Below are 25,317 nucleotides of genomic sequence, written 5' to 3'. Positions count from 1 at the left end.
TCACCCTCTTTTTTTGCTATGACCGCGCATCGTTTTTATTATTTATACAGTTCATTCCGGTCAATGCGAACAGATCTTGTATCTTTCTCAATCCATTTCTTAATCGCCTTCAGTTTTTCTAAATATGCCTTTTCTTTAGCCTCTTTCCCCTTGATGCCGGCTTGTTTCAGTATAGAGTCTTTAGGGTTTTCGGGTTCTTTCATCCACGGGGCATCGCCGTCATACTGCTCGGGAACACTAAACCGAAACTCATAAGGTATATTGTTATTAGGAGTGACATATAGAGACGCTTTTTCACAACTAAACCCTGTTTTACCCAGCGTTTTAAAGTCTCCAAACTGGTAACGAAATGGGTCCGAACTGTCTGCTTTTAACTGCGGCGGATTTGTCTCAATAACCTCAACACGCCCCTCTCCAAAGGGTCTAATCCCTTTCACAACGTAGCCCGTAGGCGACTCATAATCAGGCACATAGTGAGACACAAACAGGTGTCGTTTATTGGATTCTTGCTCACTCACACCAAACCAACCCGCTAGGGCTTCCATTTTTTCTTTCCATTTAGGTGCAGTGCTATCTTCAAACAGTGCCAGCAATTGTTTAAATGCAGCGTTCTTTTTAAAATGAGTGCTTTCATCTGCTTTAAAAACAATGGGCGCAGGGTTATCAGCCTGATAGTATCCGCGCGCCACCTGATTCATCTCTCCCAGATAATGCATTGTTTTAGTCAATTTTGGACCTTGGGTATTCTTGAAAACAAAATTAAACTCTTCCAACTCAAACGCTAGGTTGAGATGCTTCCATACACTCCCCAAGTTTTCGTATCGATCTTTTTCAACGTTCGAAGCCATCACCACGACCATAAATTCAACCGATGCCGCCCAATCATAATGTTCAAACGAAATGGCCCTCTCTCCTTCAAGGGTGATAGGAATGCCCAAATGCGTGGCAACCTGCTTGATGTCGTCGGAGAAACTAGCATGAGGTAGAATCCACTTGCCTTGCCCCTTTGCATCGGGGATGCGCACCAACACAGCAACATTTTGATAGTCAGCTTGATTAAAAAGTGGCGGATACTGAGTCGTGGCCGCTCGATCAAGTAAAAAGTCTTTGTCGATCATTAACGCCTCATGAGGTCGTTTTTTATCTACTTGAGTACGAAATGACTCGCGATAATCGACATCCGTAGATTGTTGGGTCCAGTATTTTGAGTGCCCTGTCGCGTCCTTTTCCCACTCACAGCCTTTTTTGCCATTAGCCACTGAAAATCGAACGGGGTGCTCTGTTGTGTTTGAATTAACAGGACACTTTAATAATGGAATATAATCCTATTATTGAGGTGAATATGACTAAACGAACAAATAAAAGTTATCCAGACGAGTTTAAACAAGAAGCAGTTGCTTTAGTGCTCGAACAAAATTATACCGTTGTAGAGGCTGCCGCATCATTAGGCGTCACTGACAAAATCTTATATAACTGGGTCGCAAAACACAAAAAGCAGGCTTCAGGTGAAATGCTGTCAGTTGATGAACGAGCAGAACTGATTCAGCTTAGAAAAGATAATAAGCGCTTACAAATGGAGCGTGAGATATTAAAAAAGGCCAGCGCCTTCTTTGCGAAAGAAATGAAATAAAATATTCATTTATCAGTAAGCTTGGTACAAAGTACACCATATCAATAGCGTGCCAAGCAATGCAGGTTAGTTCATCCGCTTATTATGCTTGGTTAAAAAAACCAGGTGAATTAATAAACGATGAAACACTGCGCTTGTATCGACGTACTAAAGTTTTGTTTCAAGCAAGTCGAAACAGCTTGGGTAGTCGAGAGCTTGTTAAGGTATTACGCAAAGAAGGCTTTAAAGTAACGCGTTATCGCGTAATTAAATTAATGAAAAAACTGAAGTTAGTTGTGACCCAGCGTATTGCTTATAAAGTCACAACAAAACGAAAACATAGCGATAGTGTTGCAGACAACCTGCTAAACATGAACTTTAACCCTGTTGGGCCAAATCAAGTATGGGCTGGCGATGTAAGTTACTTAAAGACAGGTGAAGGCTGGCTTTATCTAGCCATTGTGATGGATTTATATTCACGCCGTATTGTTGGCTGGCATATATCTAAGCGCATGACGCGTAATCTAGTGGAGAAAGCACTAACAAAAGCACATCACTTGCGAAAACCTCCAAAAGGGGTGGTATTCCACAGTGATCGCGGCTCTCAATACACAAGTAATGGCTTTAGGCGTTTATTGAAAAGGTTAAATTGTCGTGCGAGCATGGGTGATGTTGGAGCGTGCTGGGATAACGCTGTTGTTGAACGTTTTTTCGGTAGTTTAAAACATGATTGGTTGCTTAAAGTGCCGCAACCAACGCGTGAACATATGCAAGAAGACGTAACAAAATACATGAAATATTATAATGTTGATCGACTACATTCAGCTAATGCTGATCAGTCGCCAATTGAGTTTGAGAATTCCTTTAGGAAAGTGTCCGGCTGGAGTTGACCAGAACAAAGTGTGCTCTAATGCGGTATTAAATTCCTTCATTAGCATACTCTCTGAAATAACAGCTAACGTTTGCTGCTGGCTGTCGGCGGTCTGCCTCATAAATGCACTAGGCCACAACGCAAGACGCTTCTCTTCACTTAGGTCATCATTAAACCGATCAATAAACATCAATCGTTCTAAAACACGATCAAACCCTATTACACTACCCGGTCCATTCGCATCAACAGATAACAAAGGCATAAGTTGTTCGTTAAACCGGTCTACCATTGCACCCGCATGCGCATAGTCCCGCCACATCAACTGACTCCAAGCCAGCCCAAACAATACGGCAACCCCCATACATATCATGATCAGTTTTTGGTGGGTGTTGTTTTCAGGTTCAGCCTTACCGCACCCTCTATCTTGGTGCAGAATATTGCTAAATCGCTGCCACCACTGATTACTACTAGATTCGATTGGTTGAGATTGCTCAGTGTTGGAGAGCAAACGATGAACAGAATACATACCAACAACAGAGCGACTATTAGGTGCAATAAAAACGGCTCTAACCCAAGGGGTGATAGATTTTCCAGAAAAGTGCCAACGATGATTGAACTGCTCGGAGACTTGTTTGAGCTGCTGAACGCCCTGTTCTATTGCATTGAGTTCTGCAAACGCGGCTTTGCGGGTTTCAACATCATGAACATACTGAACATCCTTAAGTGATTTTCTCAATAATCGGTTTTTAAGTTCTGCTTGTGCCTGAGAAAACCATTGTCCAAATTGTTCAGCCAATACTGTTTCTTCGTCTCGAAACAACCCTATAGGCGTGGATACACGGCTAGATAAACCGACACCTTCAAGCACGAGATATACGGGAAGGTTTTGTTTTGCTAGTAAAGAAGCCTGACCAACAAATGAAGCCATCTTGCTCAGCCAAGCAGGAGCACTATCGACCTCTAGATCATGCCGGTGGAGGTAAATCAGCACGCCACCAAAACGCTTTACATGTCGACGTTTGCCTAACATATCGACCAAAGGCTGGAGTGTATCGTCGTATGAGTAGTTTGAGCGGTACACTTCATTCTCAAAGTGCAGCCTCATGAATAACGATGAGCCCTCACTGTACCAAGAAGGTAACGTATACCCACTTTGTTGATGTTTAATACGAGGGGTTACGTCTGCAACGGAGCGTCCACTCAGCGCGACCAAGTCGGCATGAGGAGACTCTAACACCCAGTAGAGCGTTTTATGGCTCAGTGGTTTTTTATAAAAACGCTCAAACGTTTTCTCTCCCATCCCCTCTCTTAATGCCTTAAGCTGCTGCCGAAACAAAGCTTGATAAGTCTTTGAAGAGAGGGTTGTCTCTGAGAGTTCGATTGATGATGTCTGTTCTCGTTTTTTACTAAAAAAACGAATACCCGTCCAATTCATGCGCTCAATTCCATTTGATCCGCTCGTTGTTGTTTCAGGCAAGTATGCTCAAGTTGGCGTTAAAAGCGCTAGTTTGATACACCCATGCTACTTAATACATATTCAGAGGCTGTATCCATACGCGCCTCTAACTGATTTGATAAAACCCAATAGCCTGCAGCGTTGCCTAATAACAGTGTCGAAATAACAACAGGCCCTAGCCACTTTGCTCGTTTCTTTATCGCCACCTGGCGATGAACATCTCCTACCACCACGCCTCTATTATCAGGCTTCTGATTAGCCGCGATTGTTGTCATCATAGATTCGCGGATGTTTTCTAGCTTGGTTGCGCCCTGCGCATCAACACGATAACGCCCCGAAAAGCCAAGCGAAAGACAGACATACATCAACTCTAATAAATCCAAATATTGCTGGGGTTGCTGCATGGCCCGCTCAAGTAACGTAAAAAAACCATCTCCACCATACGTTTCGTGATGAAAACAACTCAACAAACTTTCAGCCCCCCAGCGATGCGACACACCCCAAGGGGTTGTGGCAATGGCTTCATCAATAAACGAACAGAGTATATATCGAGCGGCCACAATATGGCGTTGATCGCTAATACACTGTTCTGCTTTATTTTGAAAGCGTCTCATATCAGATATCAGACTAGACCGAACAGCTTGAATATCGGCAGGCTCTGACGATGACGCCATGCTCATTGCCTGATGGATTAACGGCATCGCGCAATTCACTAGCATATTGTCATTAACGGTTCGACGATGCATAGCAGACTGCGAGCCCTCTGAATACCCATCTGAACTCTGGCGATCAGAAAAAGAGCCAGCCACATCAGGCGTATAATCGCTAATACTGCGTTTGGGTTTCTCGTCTAATACAATGGTTTTCTCATCAAATACTGAAGACTGATCTGGCTCAATGGGCTCAACTTGTACAACAGTCTTTTCAGATATGACCTCTAACATAACCTCTCGGTTTTTCCCTGTAATAGGTGAGATGTGATTTTCTGCTTTAAGTAAACTATCCATTGTCTCTGTATATCCCACAGCCTCTTTCCTTAGAGTCTGTTTATCATCGTTTATGTAACAATACCTGTAACAATGCCTGCGCCTGTGCTGCTTTTCGTGCTGATACCGATAAAACATTACTCTGCAGATACAACCCAAAACTCCAACTCCATACCCGGAACATCCCCCGAAACATGAAGCCCAACGCCGTTTGAGTGTTTTATACGCCCTTTCATCTCAGCATCTGGTAGCAAGCGAAAATAGTGCATGCCTGCATGATAAGGAATCTGGCGGGGCGTGACGGGTAGCAGTTCTTTAACACAGCCAGGTAACTGCAAGTTAACCAAGTCTTTAATATTATCAATACTTCCGGCTTTAAGTTTACTGCTGACCAGTTTACGAATGGCGTCTGCTGACAAATCTGCTTTTATTGCTAAGATAAACTCATCATTTACCATCGACTCGGTGGGTAGGCCTACCACACTTATCCCAAACTTCTTACGCTGCACCGGTAAAGCAACCGCTTTACTCTTGAAGGCTGTTGAAACCAATACTCTCGCGTTCTCTATGAGTGCCTGCAATTTCTGAGAAGACGCTATATGACTGTATTCAACGCCTATCACCGCCACTCGTTCAGCCCGTGCAAAAGTACTAATTTCTGCAACAAACATAGAGAGACGTTTAAACAATTTGTAAGGGTGCAAAGGTGATTGCTGAGTTAGTATTGTTAGCTCTGCCCCCCAACTGTTAAGTGCTTTTAGCATCAACAAATCAACCACCGTGCCTGCTCCATTCCCCTTGCCACTCTCTATCGTCGACGCAAGCTGCTTTGCTTTTTCGTGCATTAAAATAACGAGATCAGTCAACCTCGTCATACATTCAGCATGAATAGACATATCGATAGCAGGCGCACCAAAGAGTGAATTGAGCACAACCGAGCCATCAACACTAACGGCGTTAATCTGAGCAATTGGCAAAGCAATAAACGCATCTTCTAGCTGGTCTTCTGTCAACAGTCGAACGTTTAGGTCGCCGGTTGCAATCGCATACACTCGATCATTATCAACACCGTGACTGTCTCTAATGTCCTGATGTTTCTGTCGGTATCGTACACCTTGACTATGCGCTGATTCGTCACTCGCTACAGCTCCGTTAATTTGAGCTGGAATAGCCAGATAAAGGCATTGATTCTCTTGCCCTTTAGTTACCTGTATCACTAAGGGAAAGTCTGGGTCATAATTAACGTTAAACAAACTACCATCAGGAAAAACACCTTCAGCAAACACCACCGCCACCTTACCAACCGACAGTAGTGACAAATCAAACTCTAATGTTTTTACACCCCAATAATAGGGTGTAAAGTAGCGGTTACGAGAAACAACCTGATCCTCTATATATCGTTCAAACTGCTGAAAATGCTGAGGACGAAGAAACATACCTTCGCTCCATATCACCTTATCCATGGCGAAACCCTTTATTTAGTTATCTAGTCCAGTACGTCTATGCTGCTGCCGGAAAACACAATATTCTTTCTGTTTTTATTCTTTAGTGACATTGGAATAATGCGCCTCCAATTAGCCCCATTCATATCACGATATGCGCCTAAAATAGCAATGTAATTAGTGTCATTTTGAAGAGCCAACTTCATCTTTAATTGTTCGCCTGGTTTGAGTGTCAGCTCTTCCATTTCCACAAAATCAGGACCAAGCGTTTCTTTGCCGTAGTCATAAAGGCTGTAAAAGTCAGCATTTTCAAATATAGAAGGCGCTTTTAACTCATAGAGCCGGACCACTAATGGTGAAGGCCTACCCGATATATCGGGGTTTAAATCGCCTGATGCCGTGAGCCGAATATCTAGTTTTGTGATGTCAGATACAAACCAACTCGCACACCCACTCAAAATGCTACATAGCATCACGCTTAAAAACACTGATATGAAATACTTAGTCATTGAGTTCCTTTCCTCTATATCCCGTTTAGGATTACCAGCCTATTGTTACCCTTCAGGCAGCTATCCTACAGACCGCTATCCAGCGGACGGTGACCCTACATACGATTAACGCTTGCTATTGGTGCACCTAAAGCACTCTACCTGGGGTTTTCTGTTTTAGGGGTAGCTGAGTCTAAATACTGGTTGGCACGCTCAGGATTTTGATAAAAATAGGCAAAGCGAGGAGAGAAAAACTCATCGGAGTAATACCCTGGGTCTTTTAACATCGCCGTTTTTTGTTGCAACTGTTTTAGTCGCTTACGGTAATGCCAAGGCATATTAGATAAGGTTTGAGTGGGTTGTTTTTTATGGGGTGTAATAGCAGAAGAAGCCGTCTTCCCGTCTGTCATGCCGATAAAATCAATCAGCGAAGATAGCGTCCCTTGATACCCTTTTTCTACGCGAGAAAAATGATCACGGATATCCTCCATCGCTGACTCAATGGCCTGCCCGCCAGATAGATTTTCGCGCTGCGGGGAAATGATCATCTCACGTAATGCTTGTACTTCATTTACACAGTATTTCAGCGGGTTATTATGCTCGGCGGCCACCAATGTCATATCTAACCGACATTGGTTTTTATAGCGGCTTCGCTCTCCCATCAACTTCATAATCTCACCCGTATAACGCTTTAATAAAGCGCCAAAGTTGAACATCAATTCATTGAGTTCGGGGTGCAAAAGAAGCTCATCATCTAAACCCGCGCCACGTAAAAACTGAAATAATGGTAAATGCTTGTCGCCTCGATCAGATGGTTCAGCCGTATGATGTAATGTTCTTTTTGCGCTGACTGTAGGCGGATTGTTACAAGGTGGAAGAGCGACAGATTCAATCGTATGAGAAGAAACCGGCTCAGCAGGTTCCCTTCTTACATTAGCTTGGTCCGTTACCTCGAGGGGTACAGGCTCTTCTTGCTTAGGCGTGGGGAATTCAAGCAGGTCATCAAAGCTCGTTCCATTTGCGCTAATTAGGTGCTCATGCTCAACCAGTGATATTTCATCAGTGGCCGAGTCATCCGGCATTAAGGGCTGAATACCTTCTTCATCCGTTAGCATTTCGGTCAAATCAATGTCGGGTGTGTTAACGGCATTAGCAACACTGGCCACCATACAAAATGGCCCCATTACAAACCGGTCACCGGTATTAATGGCGTGGGTATTTCCCTTACCTAACGGCTCTAACTGATCATTAACAAACAACCCATTAGTGCTAAGATCTGTAATTTGATATTGATGATGTTCAAATGAGATTGCAGCATGCTTCCCTGAGAGGCGAAGATCAGGGTCAGCTAACACCCAATCACATTCTGTCGAGCGCCCAATTAGGCCACCCAAAGGTGAGAAGGTAAAATGATTATCTGCTGATAAGTTTGTAAATGAAGCGTCTCTATGAGCGCTGTCTGTATCTAAAAGAGCTTCAGACTGAACTGGCTCAATCCGGAATAACAAATCCATGTTTTTACTACCTACATCCGTGTGGGTGAGTGTTTTCTACCGCTCCCTCAAAGTCCTTTTGAGTGGAATAATGCGCGGCAGATTAACAAACAATTTAAACGATTACCACTGCAATTGATCGACTTAAATCACTATTTCACTAAAATCTCTAGCCACCAAATACTTTTTAGCGGCTTCGCTAATCGACATTCTTGAGTCATGTTTCCTTATTAACCAACAGGTTTGCATTGTTGCAATTGTAGCGGCATCGAGCTCTTGTTCGATGTCAGATAAAAATAAAATTTCTTCTCCTTTTAGCCCGATTTCACGAATAATATGTTGGTATGACTCAACCTCTCTCTTTCCCCCTACTTGAGTATCAAAGTACCCTTTAAACAGCGGCGTAAGGTCACCAAACTCAGTATGACCAAAAATCAACTTCTGTGCATTAACCGAGCCTGACGAGTAAACATAAAGATCTATGCCCTGATCATGCCATTGTTTTAAATAATCGGCGGCATCCTTGTAAACATGCCCCACAAAATCACCTTGCCGATAACCTTGTTGCCAGATCATCCCTTGCAGGGCCTTAAGTGGGGTGGCTTTTTTGTCTTCGTCAATCCAGTCTAATAACTGCTGAATAAGGGCTTCTGTGTCATCTCGCTGAATACCAGAAAGGTGCGCGACCTCATCTAACTGATTACTCACGTCATGCTGCGCGCGATCATTTAGCGCCTCTGCATGACGAATAAATCCGGCCATATGCTTTTTTGCGTAGGGGAACAAAACCTCATGCACAAAGCTAATTGAACTAGTGGTGCCTTCAATGTCAGTGACAATCGCCTTAATCATTCTGCAGTCTCCATTAACTGCTCCCAACCTGGCACCTGATCAGCAATAGTGCTTCCCGTAAACTCGGCAACCCAACCTTTTGGGTTGGTAAACAAGCGAATACACGTAAACGAAGGCTTAGGCCCCATATCAAACCAATGCGTGACGCCATCTGGGACGCTTATTAGGTCATTTTTTTGGCAAAGAACCACATACACTTTACTATCAATATTTAGAAAAAATAGACCTTGGCCTTCAACAAAAAACCTAACTTCATCTTCGACGTGTATATGCTCAGCTAAAAACTTTTTCCTGAATTCATCTTTTTGTAGATTGTCAGGCGTAAGCTTGACTACGTCAGCAGTGGTAAAGCCACATTCATTTTTTAATCTAGAGACATCAGCGCTATAAGCCGCCAATATTTCTTCTTGTTCAGCATTTGCAGAGAGAGATTGAGTGGGCCAATGCTCAAAGCGAACCCCCTTCTCATTAAGTAGATCCGCTATTTTAGCGCTATCTTCTGTCACCAATGCAGGCGTATTGAAATCCTGATCTTCATAAACCGTTAATTTGCTCATTAGGGTAACCTTCTCATTTCTAATTCACACTGCAATAAAAATTCAAATGCCTCAACGTGGCGAAGGCAATCTGCCATAGTGTTACCCCAAGTATATAAACCATGCCCTCGGATAAGGTAACCAGGTATATGCGGGTTCTGTTTAAAGTAAGCCTTTGTCTCGGCGGCCAACGCATCAATATTTTGCGTATTTTCAAAAATGGGTATGGTCAATGTGGATTCATGACTCTCATAACCAGGAAAGGCTTTTTGTAGTTCATAGTCCGTTAAACATAGCTCATTCTCACCCTTCATCCAGCGGCTTAGCACGGTCGCCGACATCGAGTGAGTATGTAATACCGCACCGACTTCGGGAAAAAGCGCATAAACCACCGAATGAAGCAAAGTTTCTGCTGATGATTTACAGTCACTCTGAACAGGGCTTCCTTCAAGGTTAACCACCATTACATCCGCACTGGTTAAAGCTCCTTTATGCTTTCCTGAGACCGTAATAGCAATATGTTGTTCATCAATCCGAGCAGAGTAATTGCTGCTAGTGGCTGGCGACCAACCATTGGCGTAAAGAAAACGGCCCGCTTCAATAATTTTATGAGACGCGTCCGCATAGCGAGTGATATCAAACATTCTTATCCCCATTTGTTATGGCTATTGCCCACCCAGAAACTCCGTAATGGTCCCTTCTTGTCACCCACGAAAAGTCGGGGAACCGACGTTTTAGCGTCGTTTAAAATCATTCATTTCCGCTTTCGCCGGAATGTCTGTTGTGTCTCAGTAGAAACAAGCTAGAACACCTTATGCTCAGGCCTATAAGCAGCCTCTCTAACAGATTATAACTGCGCATTTGTTAGGAAAAAACAGATCTTTAACAGAAGATGAAAAAGATTCTCATCTCGCTTTGTATATTTATTAATCAGGACTAGACTGAAGATAGAGACACTCTACTCTAGACCCCCTTCTTTCATCAATGACAACTACCGAGGGTGAGAAAAAAATCATTATGAACCAAGCTCCCCTTCACCTGAAGCAAAGCAGTTCGCCAGCTTTAGCTCAAATGTTTGCGGACTACTTTCAACTGCAGCAGGTATGCACGCCAGACCAGTATGATGAGATCTATAAGATGCGTTATCAAACCTACTGCGAAGAGTTTGGCTACGATATCTATCACCATAAACTCAGAGAGCGAGATGAGTATGATCGCTTTTCTCTACAGTGTTTACTCAGGCTTCAAACAACACAAGAAGCCGCTGGCAGCATAAGACTGATTATCCCGCCGACTCAAAAGCGCGGGCTATTACTCCCTTTTGAGCGGAATTACAGCCAAGCATTTTACCGAAATTTAATTAACCCAGACACACTACCTTATGGTTCCTACTGCGAAATTTCTCGCATGGTCATTACTAAAAATTTCAGGCAGAGGAGTGGAGAACAGCTCTCTCCCAGAGGCGTCATTAACGACTTATCGACTGAGATGACCGAGCAGCAGCGAAAGTTTCCGTTTATCAATATAGGGTTATACCTTGCCGCTATCTCTCTCTTTATCCAAAGCCACCGTAGCATTGTATTTTTAGCAATTGAGCCCAAATTGGTGAGGCGGCTAGATCAGTTTGGGATATACCTGACTCAAGCTAGCCAAGTAATTGATTATCATGGACAACGAGCCATCTACTTTGCTACACGTGACAGCTTATTAATGGATATTTCGCATTTCAGGCAAGATTATCGAGGCTTTTACTTTTTTATCAATGACTGTCTAAGAACTTACCCTTAATCAGATGTTAAGGTAAGCGCTATCGTAAACCGTGACGCTCCCGATTCGCTTGGCGGTCATTGTCACTTTTTCTCAATAAAACATACACGGCACCAGTTCCACCGTGGTGCTTTTGTGCAGAGTGAAACGCCATCACGTCTTCCATTTCGGGTAACCATTTAGCCAAATGACTTTTAAGAAGCGCTTTTTTGTCTGGGTTTCGATCCCCCTTCCCATGCAAAATGATCACGGTACGTAAGTCATACTTCATACAGTCATGAATAAACCGAAAGACTTCTTTTCTGGCAACCTCAACCGTCATTCGATGCAAATCAAGCCTTGCATCAATCGGGTATCGCCCCATTCTAAGTTTCTTATACACACCATGCTGTATGCCAGCTTGCTTGTATTCCAGTACGTCCGTCGATGAGAGTATTTCAATATGGTCTGTAGCGGTTAAGTGGTTATCATCAACTGTTTTTTCTGTAACGGCCGTTACTCGCCTGACCAAATGACCAGGGGTAAGCGCCTTCTGGGCATCAAGGTGTGCTTTGTCTCTTTTTTTTAACGGCTCTACATCGCCCATTTCTTCAAAAAACAGATCAGAATCTTCTTCAGCCATAACCATCTTCAGTAATATTTATCTTTAATCCAAACGCCAGTTAAGAGGCAAGTTATCATTTCTTTTTCTTTTCTCCAACTAGTTATCGATTATTAGGCATTGATATTAACACTTAGACATAGGTCTTAGATCAAACCCCACCACACTGAACTAAACTAAACTAATGAGGTTACTGTCCTCCCTAGCATGCTTATTTCAAACGTGATTCTAGGAACAATAACCGTGGATATTCAGAGGCGAAAGGCAACATGACTCAAGAAGAAACAGGAAAGTCAGCAGTACAACAAAACATTCGAGCGCTCATGACTTTTTTGAACCAATACCCGCCTTTTAGTCAAATGGAAGATAGTCATATTGCATCATTACTTGAACAGGCAACACTCACGTTTTATGCCGATGGGGACGTTATATTAAGCCCAGACTTAGGGGTTGTAGGCCACTTCTATATCGTAAAGCAAGGCAATATCCGCGGCGAGCGAAAGTCTACTCAACGCCAAGCCCTTATTAACGGTGAGACATACTCTACCCCTGACACCTCCTCTAAAATGAATGATGCCGCTAAAGCACCGGCGAGCACCACGTTTGAAATTGCCCCTGGAGAGTGTTTTCCCATTGCCGCACTGGTCAGCGAGCGAGCCACCCAGACCGTTCATAGAGCCTCTGGCGATACCTTTTGTTTAAAAATCCCCCGTGACCACTTTGTTAAGATTTTTACTCAAAGTGACATATTCCGCGATTTCTGCGTCAGGGGTGTAAGCAGTTTGCTTGATCAGGTAAACCAGAAAATACAAAAAAAAGCCGTAGAAACACTCGGTCGCCAACATTCATTAGACCAAGCGATATCTGAACTCGCTATTCGTAATCCCATCGTTTGTACGCCCGACTTACCGCTGCAAAAAGCCATTAGCGTGATGCATAACAAAAATGTTGGCAGTATTATTATCACCAATGACAGCCGAGAGCCGAGCGGAATATTCACCCTCCGAGATGTCAGACGTGTGATTGCAGAAGGTCAGTGTGATTTTAATGTGCCGATATCCAGCGTGATGACCCCTAACCCAATGTCACTGCCCTCTTCCGCCTCTGCATTTGAAGCGGCGTTATTAATGGCAACACACCACTTTGCCCACGTTTGTGTCGTAGATGAAGATAACAAGCTCACAGGCGTTGTCTCTGAGCGAGATTTATTTTCATTACAACGTGTTGACCTTGTTCACTTAGCAAGAGCCATCGCAAGCGCTTCGAGCGTCGTGACTCTACTGAGTATTCGTGAAGATATCACCCAACTTATTGATACCATGATTGCATACGGTGCAGCTTCGCAGCAGTTGAACCATATTATTACACTACTTAACGACTACACCGTTGTGCGCGTCATAGAGCTCACTATCCAATCATTCGGAGACCCAGGAGTCCCCTTTACCTGGTTGGTGTTTGGCAGCGAGGGCCGCAAGGAACAAACACTGGTAACCGATCAAGATAATGGCATCCTGTTTCAAGCACCTGAAGGTATGACCAATGACCAAGCCCGCAGTCTGCTCTTACCGCTAGCAAAAGAAATAAATACTCGGCTCGATGAATGCGGATTCACCTGGTGCAAAGGTAACATTATGGCCAGTAACCCAGACCTTTGCCGCAGCCGAAGTGAATGGGAAGAATGGTATTACCAATTTATCAACACCAATACGCCTGAGAACCTATTAAACTCAAGCATATTTCTCGATATGCGGCCTATTTGGGGTGATGAAAAAATCGCAACAGATATGTTTAAGCGAGTCGTTGCCGCGATCCAAAAAAATACTCTATTTCAAAAAATGATGGCCGTTTGTGCCATGCATAATCGCCCCCCTTTAAATATGTTTAAGGGATTTGTGTATGCCAAGGGGGGTGAGAAAAATACCCTCGACTTAAAAATACAGGGACTAACCCCATTTGTGGATGCCGCACGAATTCTTTCGTTGGGGCGCGGTATTATCGAATCGAATACCATTGACCGAATTCAAGCACTCGTCGAGTGTGGTGCCATGGATCGCAAAGATGCGAATGCTTGGATCGAGTCTTACGGTCTTATTCAGTTGCTTAGAATGCGCAACCATCAAGAGCTATCACGCCACGGAAAAACACTGACAAACCGAATATCACCCGCGCAATTAAACCAGCTCGATCAACGCATATTGCGTGAAGCATTCAGGCAAGCTAAGCGACTTCAACACAAACTAGAAGTCACCTATGCCTTATAACATGCCCCCTGCTTTGGCATAAGGCCTCAGTACAAGTGTATTAGAATATGAGCCTTAAACACACGCGATAATGATATGAGTAATAAAACCGGACGTTTTCTTAACCTTAACTGGTTAAGCCGTTTTAAAAAAACATCTAACCTCAAGGCTGACGCTAAGGGTTTTCCGCCGCCTCAAAAAATCGATTTTACACCGTTAAAAAGCACTCGATTTGTGGTTATAGACCTTGAGACCACAGGCCTTAATATTCACAAAGATCAAATCATTGCAGTCGGCGCTGTGGTGATCGAAAACAATGAAATTCAACTGACCCAATCCTTTGAGCGAACGATATTCAGAGAGTTAAACAAAGTGGATGATACCGTTCTAATTCACGGTATTTCGCCCAACGAAGTGGCTAGTGGTGAACCCGCAGAAGCTGTTTTAGCTGAATTTATGGCCTATACCGGCGAGTCCGTTTTTCTCGCCTATCACGCACCTTTTGATCAAGGCATGCTAACCCGCGCACTAAAGCGTGATCTAGGGTTACCGCTTAAGCATACGTTCTTTGATGTAGCCGATATTGCGGCCGCTTTACTTCCATCCATCGAAGTTGGCCGTTCGATGCAACAGGCAGGGTTAGATGACTGGGTGAATCACTTTGGACTTAACGTTAGCAATCGTCACAACGCCTCAGCAGACGCCTTAGCGACCGCTGAGATCATGCTGATTCTACTGAGAGAAGCCGAAAAACAAGCAATCGACACATTAGCCCAGTTAGCTGAAAAAATTAAAGGCTATAAACGACTTCGTATTATGAAACGTTAATAGCCTGTGCGTTGGCTTACTCGTTATCAAGCAGTTGTCGCAACATGTAGGGTAGAATTCCCCCATGTCGATAATAATCAGCCTCAACAGGTGTATCGATACGCACCTTCGCCACAAACCTAGTCGCGTTCCCCTGCTCATCCGTCGCACATACAGGCACTTCGTGCGGTGGCATCTCATTCCCTGCCAAACCACTAATATCAAACACTTCTTCCCCCGTGAGCCCCAATGATTCTGCATTTTCACCGTCATTATACTGCAACGGCAAAACCCCCATACCAATGAGGTTTGAACGGTGAATACGCTCGTATGACTCAGCAATGACCGCACGAACACCTAGCAACGCAGTGCCCTTGGCAGCCCAGTCACGAGAAGATCCTGAACCGTATTCCTTACCGGCTAAAATCACTAGCGGCGTGCCTGCCTTGATATAGTTAACAGACGCATCATAGATACTACTAACAGGCCCACCCTGTTGCGTAAAATCACGCGTGAAACCACCTTCGGTTCCCGGTGCCAACTGGTTACGCAAGCGGATATTGGCAAAGGTACCTCTGATCATCACTTCATGATTACCTCGTCGCGAACCGTAGGAGTTAAACCCCTTTTGATCAATACCATGATCGCTCAGATACTTGCCCGCAGGCGAGTCAATTGCAATGGCACCGGCTGGGCTAATGTGGTCGGTAGTCACAGAGTCACCAAGTTTAGCCAGTAACCGTGCCCCTTTTACATCGGTAATAGCGACCGGCTCTCGACCCACACCATCGAAGTATGGAGGCTGACGAACATAAGTTGAGCCAGCATCCCACACAAAGGCACTACCGTCAGGTATCTTAAGACTGCGCCAGTTTTCGTCACCCGCAAAGACATCGGCATAGCCGTTCGTGAACATATCGGCTTGTACACACTCATCAATCACGTCTTGAATCTCACGAATCGAAGGCCAAATATCCCGTAGATATACCGGTTTACCGTCACTGCCTGTGCCGAGCGAATCTTTCAACAGATTGGTATGCATCGTCCCCACCAAGGCATAGGCGACCACCAGCATAGGTGAGGCAAGAAAGTTCATCTGTGTTTGTGGATGAATGCGCCCCTCAAAATTTCGGTTACCCGAGAGCACCCCGCTAACGTTAAGATTATGTTCATCCACAGCAGTCGCGACTTCCGGTATTAACGGCCCTGAATTACCGATACAAGTAGTGCAACCATAACCCACCAAGTTGAAACCAAGCTTATCTAAGTACGCGGTAAGCCCCGCTCGCTCATAATAATCAGTCACCACACGAGAGCCAGGCGCTAGCGAGGTTTTAACCCAAGGTTTTCGAGATAATCCTTTTTCCACCGCACGCTTAGCCAACAGCCCCGCCCCAATCATCACCAACGGGTTCGATGTGTTAGTACAAGACGTGATAGCCGCGAGCACTACATGCCCATTGTCGAGTTGAGTTTGAGTGCCATCAACCAAGGTGATACCGACAGGTCTATGGGGCCAGTTATGATCGACCCCACAATCGTATAAGTCCTCAGCTTTGATAGCGGTTGAATCAGGTATGATGGTCATCGTGTCGCTGGCAATCACCGACTCACCGGCCAATAGCGCCCTAACTGTGTCTGGTGCAACATCTACCGAGATACGATCTTGCGGCCGCTTAGGCCCAGCGATGGATGGCACTAATGAGCCCAGATCAAGCTCAACGGTTTGCGAGTACTCTGGCTCATTGTTCGGGTCATGCCATAACCCTTGTTCTTTTGCGTAAGCCGCTACCAGCCGAATCTCGTGTTCAGACCGACCCGTCAATCGCATGTATGTTAACGTCTCATCATCAATCGGGAAAATAGCACACGTTGAGCCGTACTCAGGGCTCATATTGCCTAGCGTTGCGCGATTGGCCAATGGGATGTTGGCGACACCAGGGCCATAAAATTCAACAAACTTACCCACTACCCCCGTCTTACGTAATAATTCCGCGACAGTAAGCACAAGGTCTGTAGCTGTCGTTCCTGGGGGGAACTCTCCCGTCAGTTTGAGGCCAACGACTTGAGGGATCAGCATACTCATCGGTTGCCCAAGCATCGCCGCTTCCGCTTCGATACCTCCCACCCCCCAACCCAATACGCCTAATCCATTAACCATCGGTGTATGAGAGTCAGTACCAACCAACGTGTCCGGGTACGCCACCATGCCATCAGGCCCTTCTCGCGTAAATACAACTCGCGACAAATACTCCAAGTTAACCTGATGACAGATGCCTGTTCCCGGTGGTACCACCTTAAAGTTATCAAACGCCTGCTGCCCCCAACGCAATAACTGATAACGTTCAACGTTACGCTGAAACTCAAGCTCAGCATTAGCCGTAAAGGCATTAGCTTGGCCGAACACATCGGCTATCACAGAGTGGTCAATCACCAACTCACTGGGCACTAGTGGGTTAATACGCTGAGGGTCGCCACCCAGTGCGATAATCGCATCACGCATCGCAACCAAATCAACCACACAAGGCACACCGGTAAAATCTTGCATCAATACCCGCGACGGTGTGAATTGAATTTCATGTTGCTGAGAAGCTTGCGGTTTCCAATCGGCGAGTGCTTGGATCTGTTCACGAGTGACGAGACGGCCATCCTCATTACGCAGCAAATTTTCTAACAGCACTTTAAGGCTGAAGGGGAGCCTATGCGACGTTTTAATCTGATCAAGTCGGTAGATATGGTAGGCGGAGTCATCAACCAGCAACGTGTCGCGTGTGCCAAAGCTATTAGTTATCATGCAAATATCCCTCGTGAGCAATACCTAACACAGATACATCGCGGACATACTTGCCCACGGTAGGCGCTCTTTCACTGTAGGTCGCGCAGACAGTAGAGTCAAGGTAACAGGTTTGTTTGGGAAAGGTAGCCAAGACTCAGCTATAACGGTGTCAGCCTTAACCTGCTCCACCCAAGTTAACCTTCCCTGTTGCAGGGAGGTCAGGTTGAAGATGCTTATAGTAAGGAGCAAGAATAGTATCCACATCAATCAGGGGAATCAGCTCATCTATCACTTTCTTTAGCCGCCTTCCTCGTTCAGTGTTTTGAAGGCCCACACCAATACTGCCTTGCTTGCCTAGCTTAGGATATTCATAGTAGTAAATATTAGATACATTGTACTGTTTAAGAGCCTGCCTAACCGCTACTCGGTCAAACCATATCAAATCGACCCGCTTTGCCGCTAACATTTTAATCAGCGAATTCATCGTATCAACTTCGTAGAACTTTTCTTGAGGAATCCCTGTCAATTTGCTCGCAAATTTAGCATTACCTCTAGGGATACCAATTTGTTTATCCCCTATCTCAGAGAGATTTTTGAAAGACTTAGGATCCACTGCATATAAATCGGCTTTAACTGGCACAGACCAGTCTAGATAAATACCGTACTCATCAAAGCCCGGCTCCACCCCATAAGGGAGGTGTAAAACAACATCTGCTTTATCTTTTTTGAGGTTCAATAACGCACGCGAATAGGTTGACCGAGTAAATTTAAATCTAAGGTCTGAAACCTTCTCCATTGCCTTAAATACAGAGATGCCTAGTGAGCGCCCCTCTTCGTCCACCAACACCGACGGCGTCTCCACATACACCCGTACGGTTTCAGCGTACACGTTGCTATTTAAACAACAGACAACAAGCGCAATATAAAAATGAACAAATATAGGCATTTGCTTCTTCATAAGCATAGATACTCGCCCCAAGAATAGTCGTTTTTATTATTCATATTCACCCAAAAAGCATTTTGTCGTAACACAATAGACAAAATAATCCGTACTTGTACGCACTTACCCATTAGGGGCGAACCATATCAGTACTTCTATACCGAATCGTTTGGTCTGTCGTGCACTGAAATATCAACTTAACAGAGTCTAAACTCACTAACAGATATCACGTTTCAAATCACTGCAAACAACCAGAAACGGCCTCTAATCTTGATACCAATAAAATGAATGCGTCTACTTTTATTACTGCTTTTCCAATCTGGCTTTTGCAGCCATATATTCGGGTGTCCGCCCAATGTCTTCGTATATGGGCTCACCCTCCTCAATTCGAATCACTTTATCGCCAGCCACATAGGGCATTTGTTCTTCTATTTCTAACAAAACAGTATTGATGAGGTCGGCTAGCAAATCACTGGCAGGCATTTTATAAGCCTCTGCAAGCGCTTCTATCTTGACTAGGTCCTCCCTGTTGAGAACAACCTTGGTACTTACTTGCTCTTTAATATGAGCTGAACGTAGCTCCCAATTGTCGAGCATTTTCTTGATTAAGTTGCTGGTCATATTGGACTCCAGTTAAGTTTCATTGCAACGCTATTAGATATCTATAGCGCTAGGGGTGAACCATAACTATAGCAAGGTGTCCACTAATTGTGAGGAAATTCGAGTTCCGCAAGATTGCTTTACTACAAGCCTTTTTTAATTGCTTTGCTCAAGTCGGATTGTGATGGGTTGACAGCTTAGCAAGGCGTTAGTTTTTTTTTGAAGAAGAGTGATACTGTAGTGATACATTTTAATCTAAGGTGTCACTATGAGAACCGAAGCCGTTACTACTTTAAAGAGGCAAGCAACGAAACTGCTTGCAGACCTTCATGAGTCAAAAGAACCTATTCTCATAACTGAGCATGGTCAGCCATCAGCCTATTTGCTTGATGTAGCTGATTACAAGTTGATGGTAGATCGGATGATAATTTTGGAAGGTATCGCAAAAGGCGAGCAGGCAATCCGTGAAGAAGTTTCGACTTGGTTCGTCGCAGAAAAAAACATATGCTGCAAAACATGTCGCGCAGAAACTTCTTTCTGGTATCGATAAACTAAAAGATTTTCCTGAAATAGGTTTATCGGTCACAACCCTGTAAAATATACACTATAAATACAAGGAGTTAGCACACCTAACGCCGTCATTTGCGGTCGAAGTTTGATGGCGACTTTTATGCGTTTCTTTGCATAAAAGGTGACAGAAAACGAGATCCGCAAGATGGCCTTGTTACATGCATTTTGCTATACCTCGTCTTACTATGTATTACATATTAAGCAAATAGGTATCAAACATGAAGACAGAAATGCTAAGTACACGCATAGACCATGACACAAAGCTAGCATTTACTAATGTATGTGACGATATGGGTCTAAGCACCTCGCAAGCCTTAAAGCTATTTGCCAAAGCTGTTATTAATTATGGTGGAATACCTTTTGAACTTAAAGCAAAAACACCAAATACCTTGACAGCAAATGCAATTGAAGAGCTAGAGTCTGGAAATGGCACTAAAGCTGGAACGATTGAAGAGCTTTTTAACCATTTAGACATTGATGGCTTGAAATAATGCTCACACTTGAATACGCAACGCAATTTAAAAAAAGATTTTAAGAAAATTGCGAAACTGCCAATACCTGATGTAGTTGAAGTTGGGCACGTGATTAAACTATTACAACTTGGTGAAACTTTGCCAGATAAATATGTTGATCATTTGTTGTCGGGTAATTGGCAAGGTTACCGTGATTGTCATGTTAAGCCAGATTTAGTTTTGATATATAAAGTAGATAACAACTCTTTAAAACTTGCAAGGATTGGAACTCATAGTGAGCTATTTCGCTAGCATGTAACGCCTTGCTAAGCGATTTACCACAATCCGACTTGAGCAACTTGTTATGGGGTAGTACCATAAAGTACCAATTAATAATATATAAGGTAATCTTATGCCAAAAAATACCAGTATGACACTTGGTAAGCACTTTGATGGATTTATTGCCAACCAAATTAATGAAGGTCGCTTTGCCTCAGCAAGTGAAGTTGTTCGAGCTGCGCTTAGAATGTTTGAAGATAACGAAAGAAAGATAGCCGTTCTTAGGCAATTGCTCGACGAAGGTGAAAAAAGTGGTACGGCAGAGTACAGCTATGAAAGCCTGATGAATGAACTTGATGATGAACTTGGTTAATGGGTACATTTACGCTTACTACTAAAGCTAGAGCTGATTTGAAATCGATTGCGATTTATACCCAACGAAAATGGGGAAAAGAACAACGTAAAATTTATATACGACAATTTGATGATACGTTTCATATGTTGTCAAAAACCCCAAGAGTTGGAACTGAATGCGATTATATTAAGACAGGTTACAGAAAATTCCCAGTTACCAGTCACATTGTTTTTTACCGTGGTACGAGCGAGACAAGTATTGAAATCGTTCGTATTTTACATAAAAACATGGATGCGAGAGAAAGACTTGTACACCCATAACGCTTGGTTTTGCGGCGTGCCGGAGCGCAGCGTAGGTGCGTCCGCCAACAGCCATTGGTTATGTTTTATCGGCCCCTATTCACGGTCACAATTAGCGCTTTACCTATCTCCGAGATAGCGTCATTTCTTTTTGAAAAAGGCGCCTCAGTTTCCGCAAGGTACAAAGCCACTATGATAGGCTGGCGCTCCGGTGGCCATATTATTGCTGTTATAGATCGCGATCCGAAACCTCCAGCCCCAGTTCGATCAGCAACGATCCAGCCTTCGGGTACAACAGCCCTAAAAAGTCCATCTGCAACCTGGTTTCTCTCAAGCCAGTCCCGTAGTCGACCTCTAGACTTTGCAGATAATGCGTCGCCCAACAGCAAATCCTGAAGATTCGTCACCATCGCATTTGGAGTTGTGGTGTCTCTTTGATCGCCTGGCGCGGCCTCATTGAGGTCCGTTTCCCACCGATCGAGACGGGTTACACCATCCCCCAATCCCCTGGCGAACGATGTAACATTTGCCGGCCCACCCAGAACTCTCAATATTAAGTTTGCGGCTGTATTGTCGCTCATTGTCAAAGCGGCCTCACAGAGATCCGAGAGGGTCATGGCTTGCCCGCCAGCGTATTTCTCCGTAACAGGGGAGTAGGTAACCAAATCAGACTCTGAAAAACTCACCTTTCTGTCGAGATTCTCTTGTCCCGCATCGACCCGGTGAAGCAGTGCGGCACAAGCAAGCGTTTTAAACGTGCTGGACATCGCAAATCGCTGGTCAGCGTGATATTCCCACCGCTGACCAGACTCCAAATCATAAGCACCAAAGCCCACGCGAGCTCCTAGCTCGTCGGCGATTCGCTCTACTGTTGTGATAAGGGAGTTATCATCATCAGCAAATGGCATAGATGGGAATACCGCCAGAAAAAACATCACAAAAAAACTTAAAGCTGTTTTCATCAAACCAATTCTCATGTATTTGTCAGAACTCGTTCCTGGAACTCCATAACGCCCCTACGATAGCCTTGTTAGCTTTTTATTCCATGAATTATGTACTTGTTTAGCATTTCAATTGTTTCTGACATAGCTGCTTGGAGCAATGTTTCCTCAGCCTTACTGAACGTACAAATTGATTTGTGTAACTGCTCGAAGTACAGCATGCTTAATAAAGTTTCGGCATATATGACGCAAGTATCACTGTGCCCAACTTCGCAAGAAACAAGCAAACCTGGTGTAGACCTAAGACCTTCTAAGAGTTTTTTGAAATATGCTTCTTTAGGGCCCGACTCAATATAAGGGTAGTAATCATTGTTAACGACGATTTCATTAAGTCGATTAGCTTCGTCGATATTACCGTTTTTCTTTTCAATGTAAGCTTGCAACAAAATAGCTTGGCAAGTCGCAATTCTGCGCTCCCATCTGTGTTCGATGAAAGGGATGTTTTCAGAATAAGACTTTAGTATTTCAAGCGCCTCAGCAGGACGGTCTGTGGCAACTAAAAAAGTACAAAGAAGATTTGCCGCTTCAATAGTCTTTGATTTTCTAGGCTCAAACTTTTTAAGAACTGCCTTCTTTTTTCTTTTCAGAAAAGCGTTATCTAGTTCGTTTTCAATTATCTTGATCATAGTTTTGTAAGTTAACGCCTGCCTCATGGGAAAAGTGCAGTTGGCGACTTTTGTGAGTGTTTTTTTCACAAAAGGTGATAACTGTACTTTGTCCTATGCAGGCACTTGTTGGCAGTTTGTTTGATATCCATACTAATAATGATACCTGCACGAAATTATGGTCAATGCTTTGTCATTGACTACATACACTAACCTATTTGTATCATCTATTCTACGAGACCAGAAACCTGACAAATTTTCTTTAAGAGGTTCAGGTTTACCTATACCCTCAAATGGCGAGCGCATTGTGTCACTAATTAATTTATTGATACGTTTTAAAGTCTTTTTATCCTGACCTTGCCAATAAATATAGTCATTCCACGCTTCATCTGTCCAACTAAGCAACCTGCTACTCATCAATTATTTCTCTTTGAGTTGTTTGGCCACTTTTGTATTGCGCTATAGATTTACTTAGATGCTCGGCATTTGCAGGAGACCTTAACAAATGAACAGTCTCCATTAAACTATTGTAGTAATCTAAAGACATTACCACAGCGTCCTCTGAGTCTCTGCGCGTTATAACGGTGGTATCTGCATCGTTAACGACAGAATCTAAAACAGCTTTTAATCCATTTCTTGCTTCAGTAAAAGATACAACTCTCATATATCACCCACATGTACAATTAGTTGAACAACTATAACTTAATATTACTTCATGTACAATATATGAGACAGGTTTTAATACTGCTAACGCCTTGCACATGGGCAACAGCAAAAGTGGCCGGCTCTTTGGCCGCTTTTGTTGTTGCCCCTTGCTGCTGATTGTTATGTGTTTGATAGTTCATTAAAAAGTAACTTATTAGAACATGGATCGATAACTGGATATTCCAGCATAATATGACCTACAGCCTAAAAACGATGTTTATCATTCCAACCATCAACAGGCTTCATTAGTAATCCGGATAATTTTGCCAAACTCAATTGTTGTTGAATCGTCTCAGATATGAATATAGCAAGTGGAAACTCGTTAGCCCTGAAAAGCTCAACTAATTGAATATCGGTATTCAAAACTAACTTTTTTATTCTAACAATTACATTTTTAAACATTTTCAAGTTGCTCGCATCCAAATCAATACATGCAACACGACCAACAATATTTAATATGTAATATCCCTGTAATTGGCTATCAGGATATTTAACCGTGACAGGAAATAGTTGATAATTATCAATCGGTAATGACTTCCATACCTTTATAAAATCCTCACTTACAATAGGCGTTTCGTCTAGTTCAAAATAGTCAGGTAATGAACCATGATTGTCTTCGAACTCAACCGTAATATCCCCCCCAAATTCAGGGTCAAGTAATTTTCCTTCAGTAAAGTCTAACCCCCAACCAGTACTCTGAAAGGATATTCTTCCTACTAGTTTATGATGTTGGCACTCTAATATATAAAACATTTAGCCTCTCCTTTTAGAGTGGACCAGTATCGAGCGAAGGGTTTGGGTATTCAATTGATTTACCTATGTTGCCTTTGCCCATTTCGGTACGATAAATATTAGTTCCGTTTTAAATGCCTTGTTATATTTTTTTAAACGCTGACTGCACTTCTTCAACTGTATACGGTGGGTTTCGTTTATGTACAACCCTATGGCAATTAGGACACAGTGGAACTAGGTCATTGATGGGGTCAATTTGATAATCAATACCAACTTCAGAAATAGGTTTGATATGGTGAACCTCAATAATACCGTCAGCAATTGCCCCGTAAAGTTCACCCATATTATTTAAACAGCATTGACATGTTAATCCGTGGTGCTCAATACAAGCAGCACGTGCATATCTATTTCTTTCAAATTTACTGACTTGAATTTTAACTCTTTTTCCTTCCCACAAAGGAGCGTCTGTTTCGATTTCAGGTAATAAAGCTGACTCTTCATTTACAATACTTAATACTTTTTCATGTAACTCAGTTTCACTTAGATTTTTAAGAGAATCATTAACTTTTACACGAGATGATCTCTTTTCTGCACCTTTATAACCGGCTCTATGTGGGAAAAAAGCATCATATTCATCTCGCAGTCTCTTCAATGAGCTGTCTGGCATTGAAAAGAACCGAGAGTAACTAATAAGCAAATTCGTCATATTTTTATTAGGCTCAATATTTTTATAAGAACCTGGGGGGTTACCAAATAGTAGGCCACGACATGTGCTTCTTCTGGGATATGAGCCATTGTTACCTCCTACACTATGAATAAAAATATAACGCCGCGATAAAGGACCGGAACTGCGTA

The 25,317-nt window shown here is 43.4% G+C and carries 28 protein-coding genes; 9 read left to right on the top strand and 19 right to left on the bottom strand.

Going from position 1 to position 25,317, the window contains the following annotated elements; genetic code table 11:
• Positions 1-38: 38 nt before the first annotated feature.
• Positions 39-1,259 carry a hypothetical protein gene (locus NKI27_RS06195; protein WP_265048813.1) on the bottom strand — a complete coding sequence of 407 codons (1,221 nt, stop codon included), beginning with the start codon at positions 1,257-1,259 and terminating at the stop codon, positions 39-41.
• Positions 1,260-1,342: 83 nt separating this feature from the next.
• Between NKI27_RS06195 and NKI27_RS06190 the strand changes: the two genes are divergently transcribed.
• Positions 1,343-2,499, top strand: a protein-coding gene (locus NKI27_RS06190) for an IS3 family transposase (protein WP_265049475.1) whose coding sequence is annotated in 2 segments (ribosomal slippage) — positions 1,343-1,589 and positions 1,589-2,499 — 1,158 coding nt in all. Because the reading frame shifts where the segments join, the coding sequence is not laid out codon by codon here.
• On the opposite strand, the gene NKI27_RS06185 is transcribed toward NKI27_RS06190, so the two are convergent.
• The 8 genes from NKI27_RS06185 to NKI27_RS06150 all read right to left on the bottom strand — a co-directional run bounded on the left by NKI27_RS06185 (position 2,431) and on the right by NKI27_RS06150 (position 10,377).
• Positions 2,431-3,915: a hypothetical protein gene (locus NKI27_RS06185; protein WP_265048812.1), complete on the bottom strand. Its 1,485-nt coding sequence runs from the start codon at positions 3,913-3,915 to the stop codon at positions 2,431-2,433. The two genes, NKI27_RS06190 and NKI27_RS06185, sit on opposite strands and share 69 nt — an antisense overlap.
• 68 nt (positions 3,916-3,983) lie before the next feature.
• Positions 3,984-4,943 (bottom strand): type IVB secretion system protein IcmH/DotU, encoded by a 960-nt coding sequence (gene icmH / locus NKI27_RS06180; RefSeq protein ID WP_265048811.1) that lies wholly within the window; start codon positions 4,941-4,943, stop codon positions 3,984-3,986.
• 116 nt (positions 4,944-5,059) lie between these two features.
• The gene (tssK, locus tag NKI27_RS06175; protein WP_265048810.1) at positions 5,060-6,385 is read right to left on the bottom strand and encodes a type VI secretion system baseplate subunit TssK; all 1,326 of its coding nucleotides are present in this window, start codon (positions 6,383-6,385) and stop codon (positions 5,060-5,062) included.
• A 23-nt stretch (positions 6,386-6,408) separates the two neighbouring features.
• Positions 6,409-6,873 (bottom strand): type VI secretion system lipoprotein TssJ, encoded by a 465-nt coding sequence (gene tssJ, locus NKI27_RS06170; RefSeq protein ID WP_265048809.1) that lies wholly within the window; start codon positions 6,871-6,873, stop codon positions 6,409-6,411.
• A gap of 137 nt (positions 6,874-7,010) precedes the next feature.
• Complete coding sequence (gene tagH, locus NKI27_RS06165) at positions 7,011-8,366, bottom strand: type VI secretion system-associated FHA domain protein TagH (RefSeq protein ID WP_265048808.1); 1,356 nt, start codon at positions 8,364-8,366, stop codon at positions 7,011-7,013.
• Between the two features lie 123 nt (positions 8,367-8,489).
• On the bottom strand, positions 8,490-9,197 hold the full coding sequence (gene mtnC / locus NKI27_RS06160) for an acireductone synthase (protein WP_265048807.1): 708 nt from the start codon (positions 9,195-9,197) through the stop codon (positions 8,490-8,492).
• Positions 9,194-9,754 carry a 1,2-dihydroxy-3-keto-5-methylthiopentene dioxygenase gene (locus tag NKI27_RS06155; protein WP_265048806.1) on the bottom strand — a complete coding sequence of 187 codons (561 nt, stop codon included), beginning with the start codon at positions 9,752-9,754 and terminating at the stop codon, positions 9,194-9,196. The genes mtnC and NKI27_RS06155 overlap by 4 nt, the downstream gene beginning before the upstream one ends.
• Complete coding sequence (locus NKI27_RS06150; RefSeq protein WP_265048805.1) at positions 9,754-10,377, bottom strand: methylthioribulose 1-phosphate dehydratase; 624 nt, start codon at positions 10,375-10,377, stop codon at positions 9,754-9,756. The genes NKI27_RS06155 and NKI27_RS06150 overlap by 1 nt, the downstream gene beginning before the upstream one ends.
• 373 nt (positions 10,378-10,750) lie before the next feature.
• On the opposite strand from NKI27_RS06150, the gene NKI27_RS06145 reads away from it, so the two are divergent.
• A complete protein-coding gene (locus NKI27_RS06145; RefSeq protein WP_265048804.1) occupies positions 10,751-11,521 on the top strand; it encodes a PEP-CTERM/exosortase system-associated acyltransferase in 771 nt (256 codons plus the stop codon).
• A 19-nt stretch (positions 11,522-11,540) separates the two neighbouring features.
• Here the strand turns inward: NKI27_RS06145 and smrA are convergent, their stop codons facing one another.
• Complete coding sequence (gene smrA, locus NKI27_RS06140; RefSeq protein WP_265048803.1) at positions 11,541-12,122, bottom strand: DNA endonuclease SmrA; 582 nt, start codon at positions 12,120-12,122, stop codon at positions 11,541-11,543.
• Positions 12,123-12,370: 248 nt separating this feature from the next.
• Here smrA and NKI27_RS06135 point away from each other — a divergent pair, with 248 nt between their 5' ends.
• Both NKI27_RS06135 and NKI27_RS06130 read left to right on the top strand, forming a co-directional pair.
• Positions 12,371-14,362 carry a DUF294 nucleotidyltransferase-like domain-containing protein gene (locus tag NKI27_RS06135; protein WP_265048802.1) on the top strand — a complete coding sequence of 664 codons (1,992 nt, stop codon included), beginning with the start codon at positions 12,371-12,373 and terminating at the stop codon, positions 14,360-14,362.
• Between the two features lie 75 nt (positions 14,363-14,437).
• Entirely contained in the window at positions 14,438-15,169 is a 732-nt protein-coding gene (locus tag NKI27_RS06130; RefSeq protein ID WP_265048801.1) for a 3'-5' exonuclease, read from the top strand.
• Between the two features lie 16 nt (positions 15,170-15,185).
• On the opposite strand, the gene acnA is transcribed toward NKI27_RS06130, so the two are convergent.
• From acnA to NKI27_RS06115, 3 genes are all read right to left on the bottom strand, one after another.
• Entirely contained in the window at positions 15,186-17,939 is a 2,754-nt protein-coding gene (gene acnA, locus NKI27_RS06125) for an aconitate hydratase AcnA (RefSeq protein WP_320109455.1), read from the bottom strand.
• A 160-nt stretch (positions 17,940-18,099) separates the two neighbouring features.
• Positions 18,100-18,888, bottom strand: coding sequence for a substrate-binding periplasmic protein (locus NKI27_RS06120; protein WP_265048799.1), 789 nt, complete (start codon positions 18,886-18,888; stop codon positions 18,100-18,102).
• 279 nt (positions 18,889-19,167) lie between these two features.
• Positions 19,168-19,485 (bottom strand): hypothetical protein, encoded by a 318-nt coding sequence (locus NKI27_RS06115; RefSeq protein ID WP_265048798.1) that lies wholly within the window; start codon positions 19,483-19,485, stop codon positions 19,168-19,170.
• A 247-nt stretch (positions 19,486-19,732) separates the two neighbouring features.
• On the opposite strand from NKI27_RS06115, the gene NKI27_RS06110 reads away from it, so the two are divergent.
• From NKI27_RS06110 to NKI27_RS06090, 5 genes are all read left to right on the top strand, one after another.
• Positions 19,733-20,014: a type II toxin-antitoxin system Phd/YefM family antitoxin gene (locus tag NKI27_RS06110; RefSeq protein WP_265048797.1), complete on the top strand. Its 282-nt coding sequence runs from the start codon at positions 19,733-19,735 to the stop codon at positions 20,012-20,014.
• Between the two features lie 238 nt (positions 20,015-20,252).
• Complete coding sequence (locus NKI27_RS06105; RefSeq protein WP_265048796.1) at positions 20,253-20,525, top strand: type II toxin-antitoxin system RelB/DinJ family antitoxin; 273 nt, start codon at positions 20,253-20,255, stop codon at positions 20,523-20,525.
• Positions 20,526-20,534: 9 nt separating this feature from the next.
• Positions 20,535-20,798 carry a type II toxin-antitoxin system YafQ family toxin gene (locus NKI27_RS06100; RefSeq protein WP_406802954.1) on the top strand — a complete coding sequence of 88 codons (264 nt, stop codon included), beginning with the start codon at positions 20,535-20,537 and terminating at the stop codon, positions 20,796-20,798.
• Positions 20,799-20,898: 100 nt separating this feature from the next.
• Positions 20,899-21,138 carry a type II toxin-antitoxin system ParD family antitoxin gene (locus NKI27_RS06095; protein WP_265048795.1) on the top strand — a complete coding sequence of 80 codons (240 nt, stop codon included), beginning with the start codon at positions 20,899-20,901 and terminating at the stop codon, positions 21,136-21,138.
• Positions 21,138-21,440, top strand: coding sequence for a type II toxin-antitoxin system RelE/ParE family toxin (locus tag NKI27_RS06090; protein WP_265048794.1), 303 nt, complete (start codon positions 21,138-21,140; stop codon positions 21,438-21,440). Before NKI27_RS06095 ends, NKI27_RS06090 begins: the two co-directional genes overlap by 1 nt.
• A gap of 65 nt (positions 21,441-21,505) precedes the next feature.
• On the opposite strand, the gene bla is transcribed toward NKI27_RS06090, so the two are convergent.
• The 6 genes from bla to NKI27_RS06060 all read right to left on the bottom strand — a co-directional run bounded on the left by bla (position 21,506) and on the right by NKI27_RS06060 (position 25,129).
• On the bottom strand, positions 21,506-22,390 hold the full coding sequence (bla, locus tag NKI27_RS06085; protein WP_406803129.1) for a class A beta-lactamase: 885 nt from the start codon (positions 22,388-22,390) through the stop codon (positions 21,506-21,508).
• Between the two features lie 59 nt (positions 22,391-22,449).
• A complete protein-coding gene (locus NKI27_RS06080; protein WP_265048792.1) occupies positions 22,450-23,115 on the bottom strand; it encodes a hypothetical protein in 666 nt (221 codons plus the stop codon).
• 63 nt (positions 23,116-23,178) lie between these two features.
• Complete coding sequence (locus NKI27_RS06075) at positions 23,179-23,442, bottom strand: Txe/YoeB family addiction module toxin (RefSeq protein ID WP_265048791.1); 264 nt, start codon at positions 23,440-23,442, stop codon at positions 23,179-23,181.
• Positions 23,435-23,689, bottom strand: coding sequence for a type II toxin-antitoxin system Phd/YefM family antitoxin (locus tag NKI27_RS06070; RefSeq protein WP_265048790.1), 255 nt, complete (start codon positions 23,687-23,689; stop codon positions 23,435-23,437). The genes NKI27_RS06075 and NKI27_RS06070 overlap by 8 nt, the downstream gene beginning before the upstream one ends.
• 245 nt (positions 23,690-23,934) lie before the next feature.
• Positions 23,935-24,483 (bottom strand): imm11 family protein, encoded by a 549-nt coding sequence (locus tag NKI27_RS06065; RefSeq protein WP_265048789.1) that lies wholly within the window; start codon positions 24,481-24,483, stop codon positions 23,935-23,937.
• A gap of 121 nt (positions 24,484-24,604) precedes the next feature.
• Positions 24,605-25,129, bottom strand: coding sequence for an HNH endonuclease (locus NKI27_RS06060; protein WP_265048788.1), 525 nt, complete (start codon positions 25,127-25,129; stop codon positions 24,605-24,607).
• Between the last annotated feature and the right edge of the window lie 188 nt (positions 25,130-25,317).

Origin of the sequence: Alkalimarinus alittae (genome assembly GCF_026016465.1) — a bacterium.
Classification (GTDB): domain Bacteria; phylum Pseudomonadota; class Gammaproteobacteria; order Pseudomonadales; family Oleiphilaceae; genus Alkalimarinus; species Alkalimarinus alittae.
This window is presented reverse-complemented; position numbering and strand designations above follow the sequence as displayed.

Coding starts and splice junctions, on each gene's coding strand:
- NKI27_RS06185 (WP_265048812.1), bottom strand. CDS start 3,915: ATGAATTGGACGGGTATTCGTTTTTTTAGTAAAAAACGAGAACAGACA.
- icmH (WP_265048811.1), bottom strand. CDS start 4,943: ATGGATAGTTTACTTAAAGCAGAAAATCACATCTCACCTATTACAGGG.
- tssK (WP_265048810.1), bottom strand. CDS start 6,385: ATGGATAAGGTGATATGGAGCGAAGGTATGTTTCTTCGTCCTCAGCAT.
- tssJ (WP_265048809.1), bottom strand. CDS start 6,873: ATGACTAAGTATTTCATATCAGTGTTTTTAAGCGTGATGCTATGTAGC.
- tagH (WP_265048808.1), bottom strand. CDS start 8,366: ATGGATTTGTTATTCCGGATTGAGCCAGTTCAGTCTGAAGCTCTTTTA.
- mtnC (WP_265048807.1), bottom strand. CDS start 9,197: ATGATTAAGGCGATTGTCACTGACATTGAAGGCACCACTAGTTCAATT.
- NKI27_RS06155 (WP_265048806.1), bottom strand. CDS start 9,754: ATGAGCAAATTAACGGTTTATGAAGATCAGGATTTCAATACGCCTGCA.
- NKI27_RS06150 (WP_265048805.1), bottom strand. CDS start 10,377: ATGTTTGATATCACTCGCTATGCGGACGCGTCTCATAAAATTATTGAA.
- NKI27_RS06145 (WP_265048804.1), top strand. CDS start 10,751: ATGAACCAAGCTCCCCTTCACCTGAAGCAAAGCAGTTCGCCAGCTTTA.
- smrA (WP_265048803.1), bottom strand. CDS start 12,122: ATGGCTGAAGAAGATTCTGATCTGTTTTTTGAAGAAATGGGCGATGTA.
- NKI27_RS06135 (WP_265048802.1), top strand. CDS start 12,371: ATGACTCAAGAAGAAACAGGAAAGTCAGCAGTACAACAAAACATTCGA.
- NKI27_RS06130 (WP_265048801.1), top strand. CDS start 14,438: ATGAGTAATAAAACCGGACGTTTTCTTAACCTTAACTGGTTAAGCCGT.
- NKI27_RS06120 (WP_265048799.1), bottom strand. CDS start 18,888: ATGCTTATGAAGAAGCAAATGCCTATATTTGTTCATTTTTATATTGCG.
- NKI27_RS06115 (WP_265048798.1), bottom strand. CDS start 19,485: ATGACCAGCAACTTAATCAAGAAAATGCTCGACAATTGGGAGCTACGT.
- NKI27_RS06110 (WP_265048797.1), top strand. CDS start 19,733: ATGAGAACCGAAGCCGTTACTACTTTAAAGAGGCAAGCAACGAAACTG.
- NKI27_RS06105 (WP_265048796.1), top strand. CDS start 20,253: ATGAAGACAGAAATGCTAAGTACACGCATAGACCATGACACAAAGCTA.
- NKI27_RS06095 (WP_265048795.1), top strand. CDS start 20,899: ATGCCAAAAAATACCAGTATGACACTTGGTAAGCACTTTGATGGATTT.
- NKI27_RS06090 (WP_265048794.1), top strand. CDS start 21,138: ATGGGTACATTTACGCTTACTACTAAAGCTAGAGCTGATTTGAAATCG.
- NKI27_RS06075 (WP_265048791.1), bottom strand. CDS start 23,442: ATGAGTAGCAGGTTGCTTAGTTGGACAGATGAAGCGTGGAATGACTAT.
- NKI27_RS06070 (WP_265048790.1), bottom strand. CDS start 23,689: ATGAGAGTTGTATCTTTTACTGAAGCAAGAAATGGATTAAAAGCTGTT.
- NKI27_RS06065 (WP_265048789.1), bottom strand. CDS start 24,483: ATGTTTTATATATTAGAGTGCCAACATCATAAACTAGTAGGAAGAATA.
- NKI27_RS06060 (WP_265048788.1), bottom strand. CDS start 25,129: ATGCCAGACAGCTCATTGAAGAGACTGCGAGATGAATATGATGCTTTT.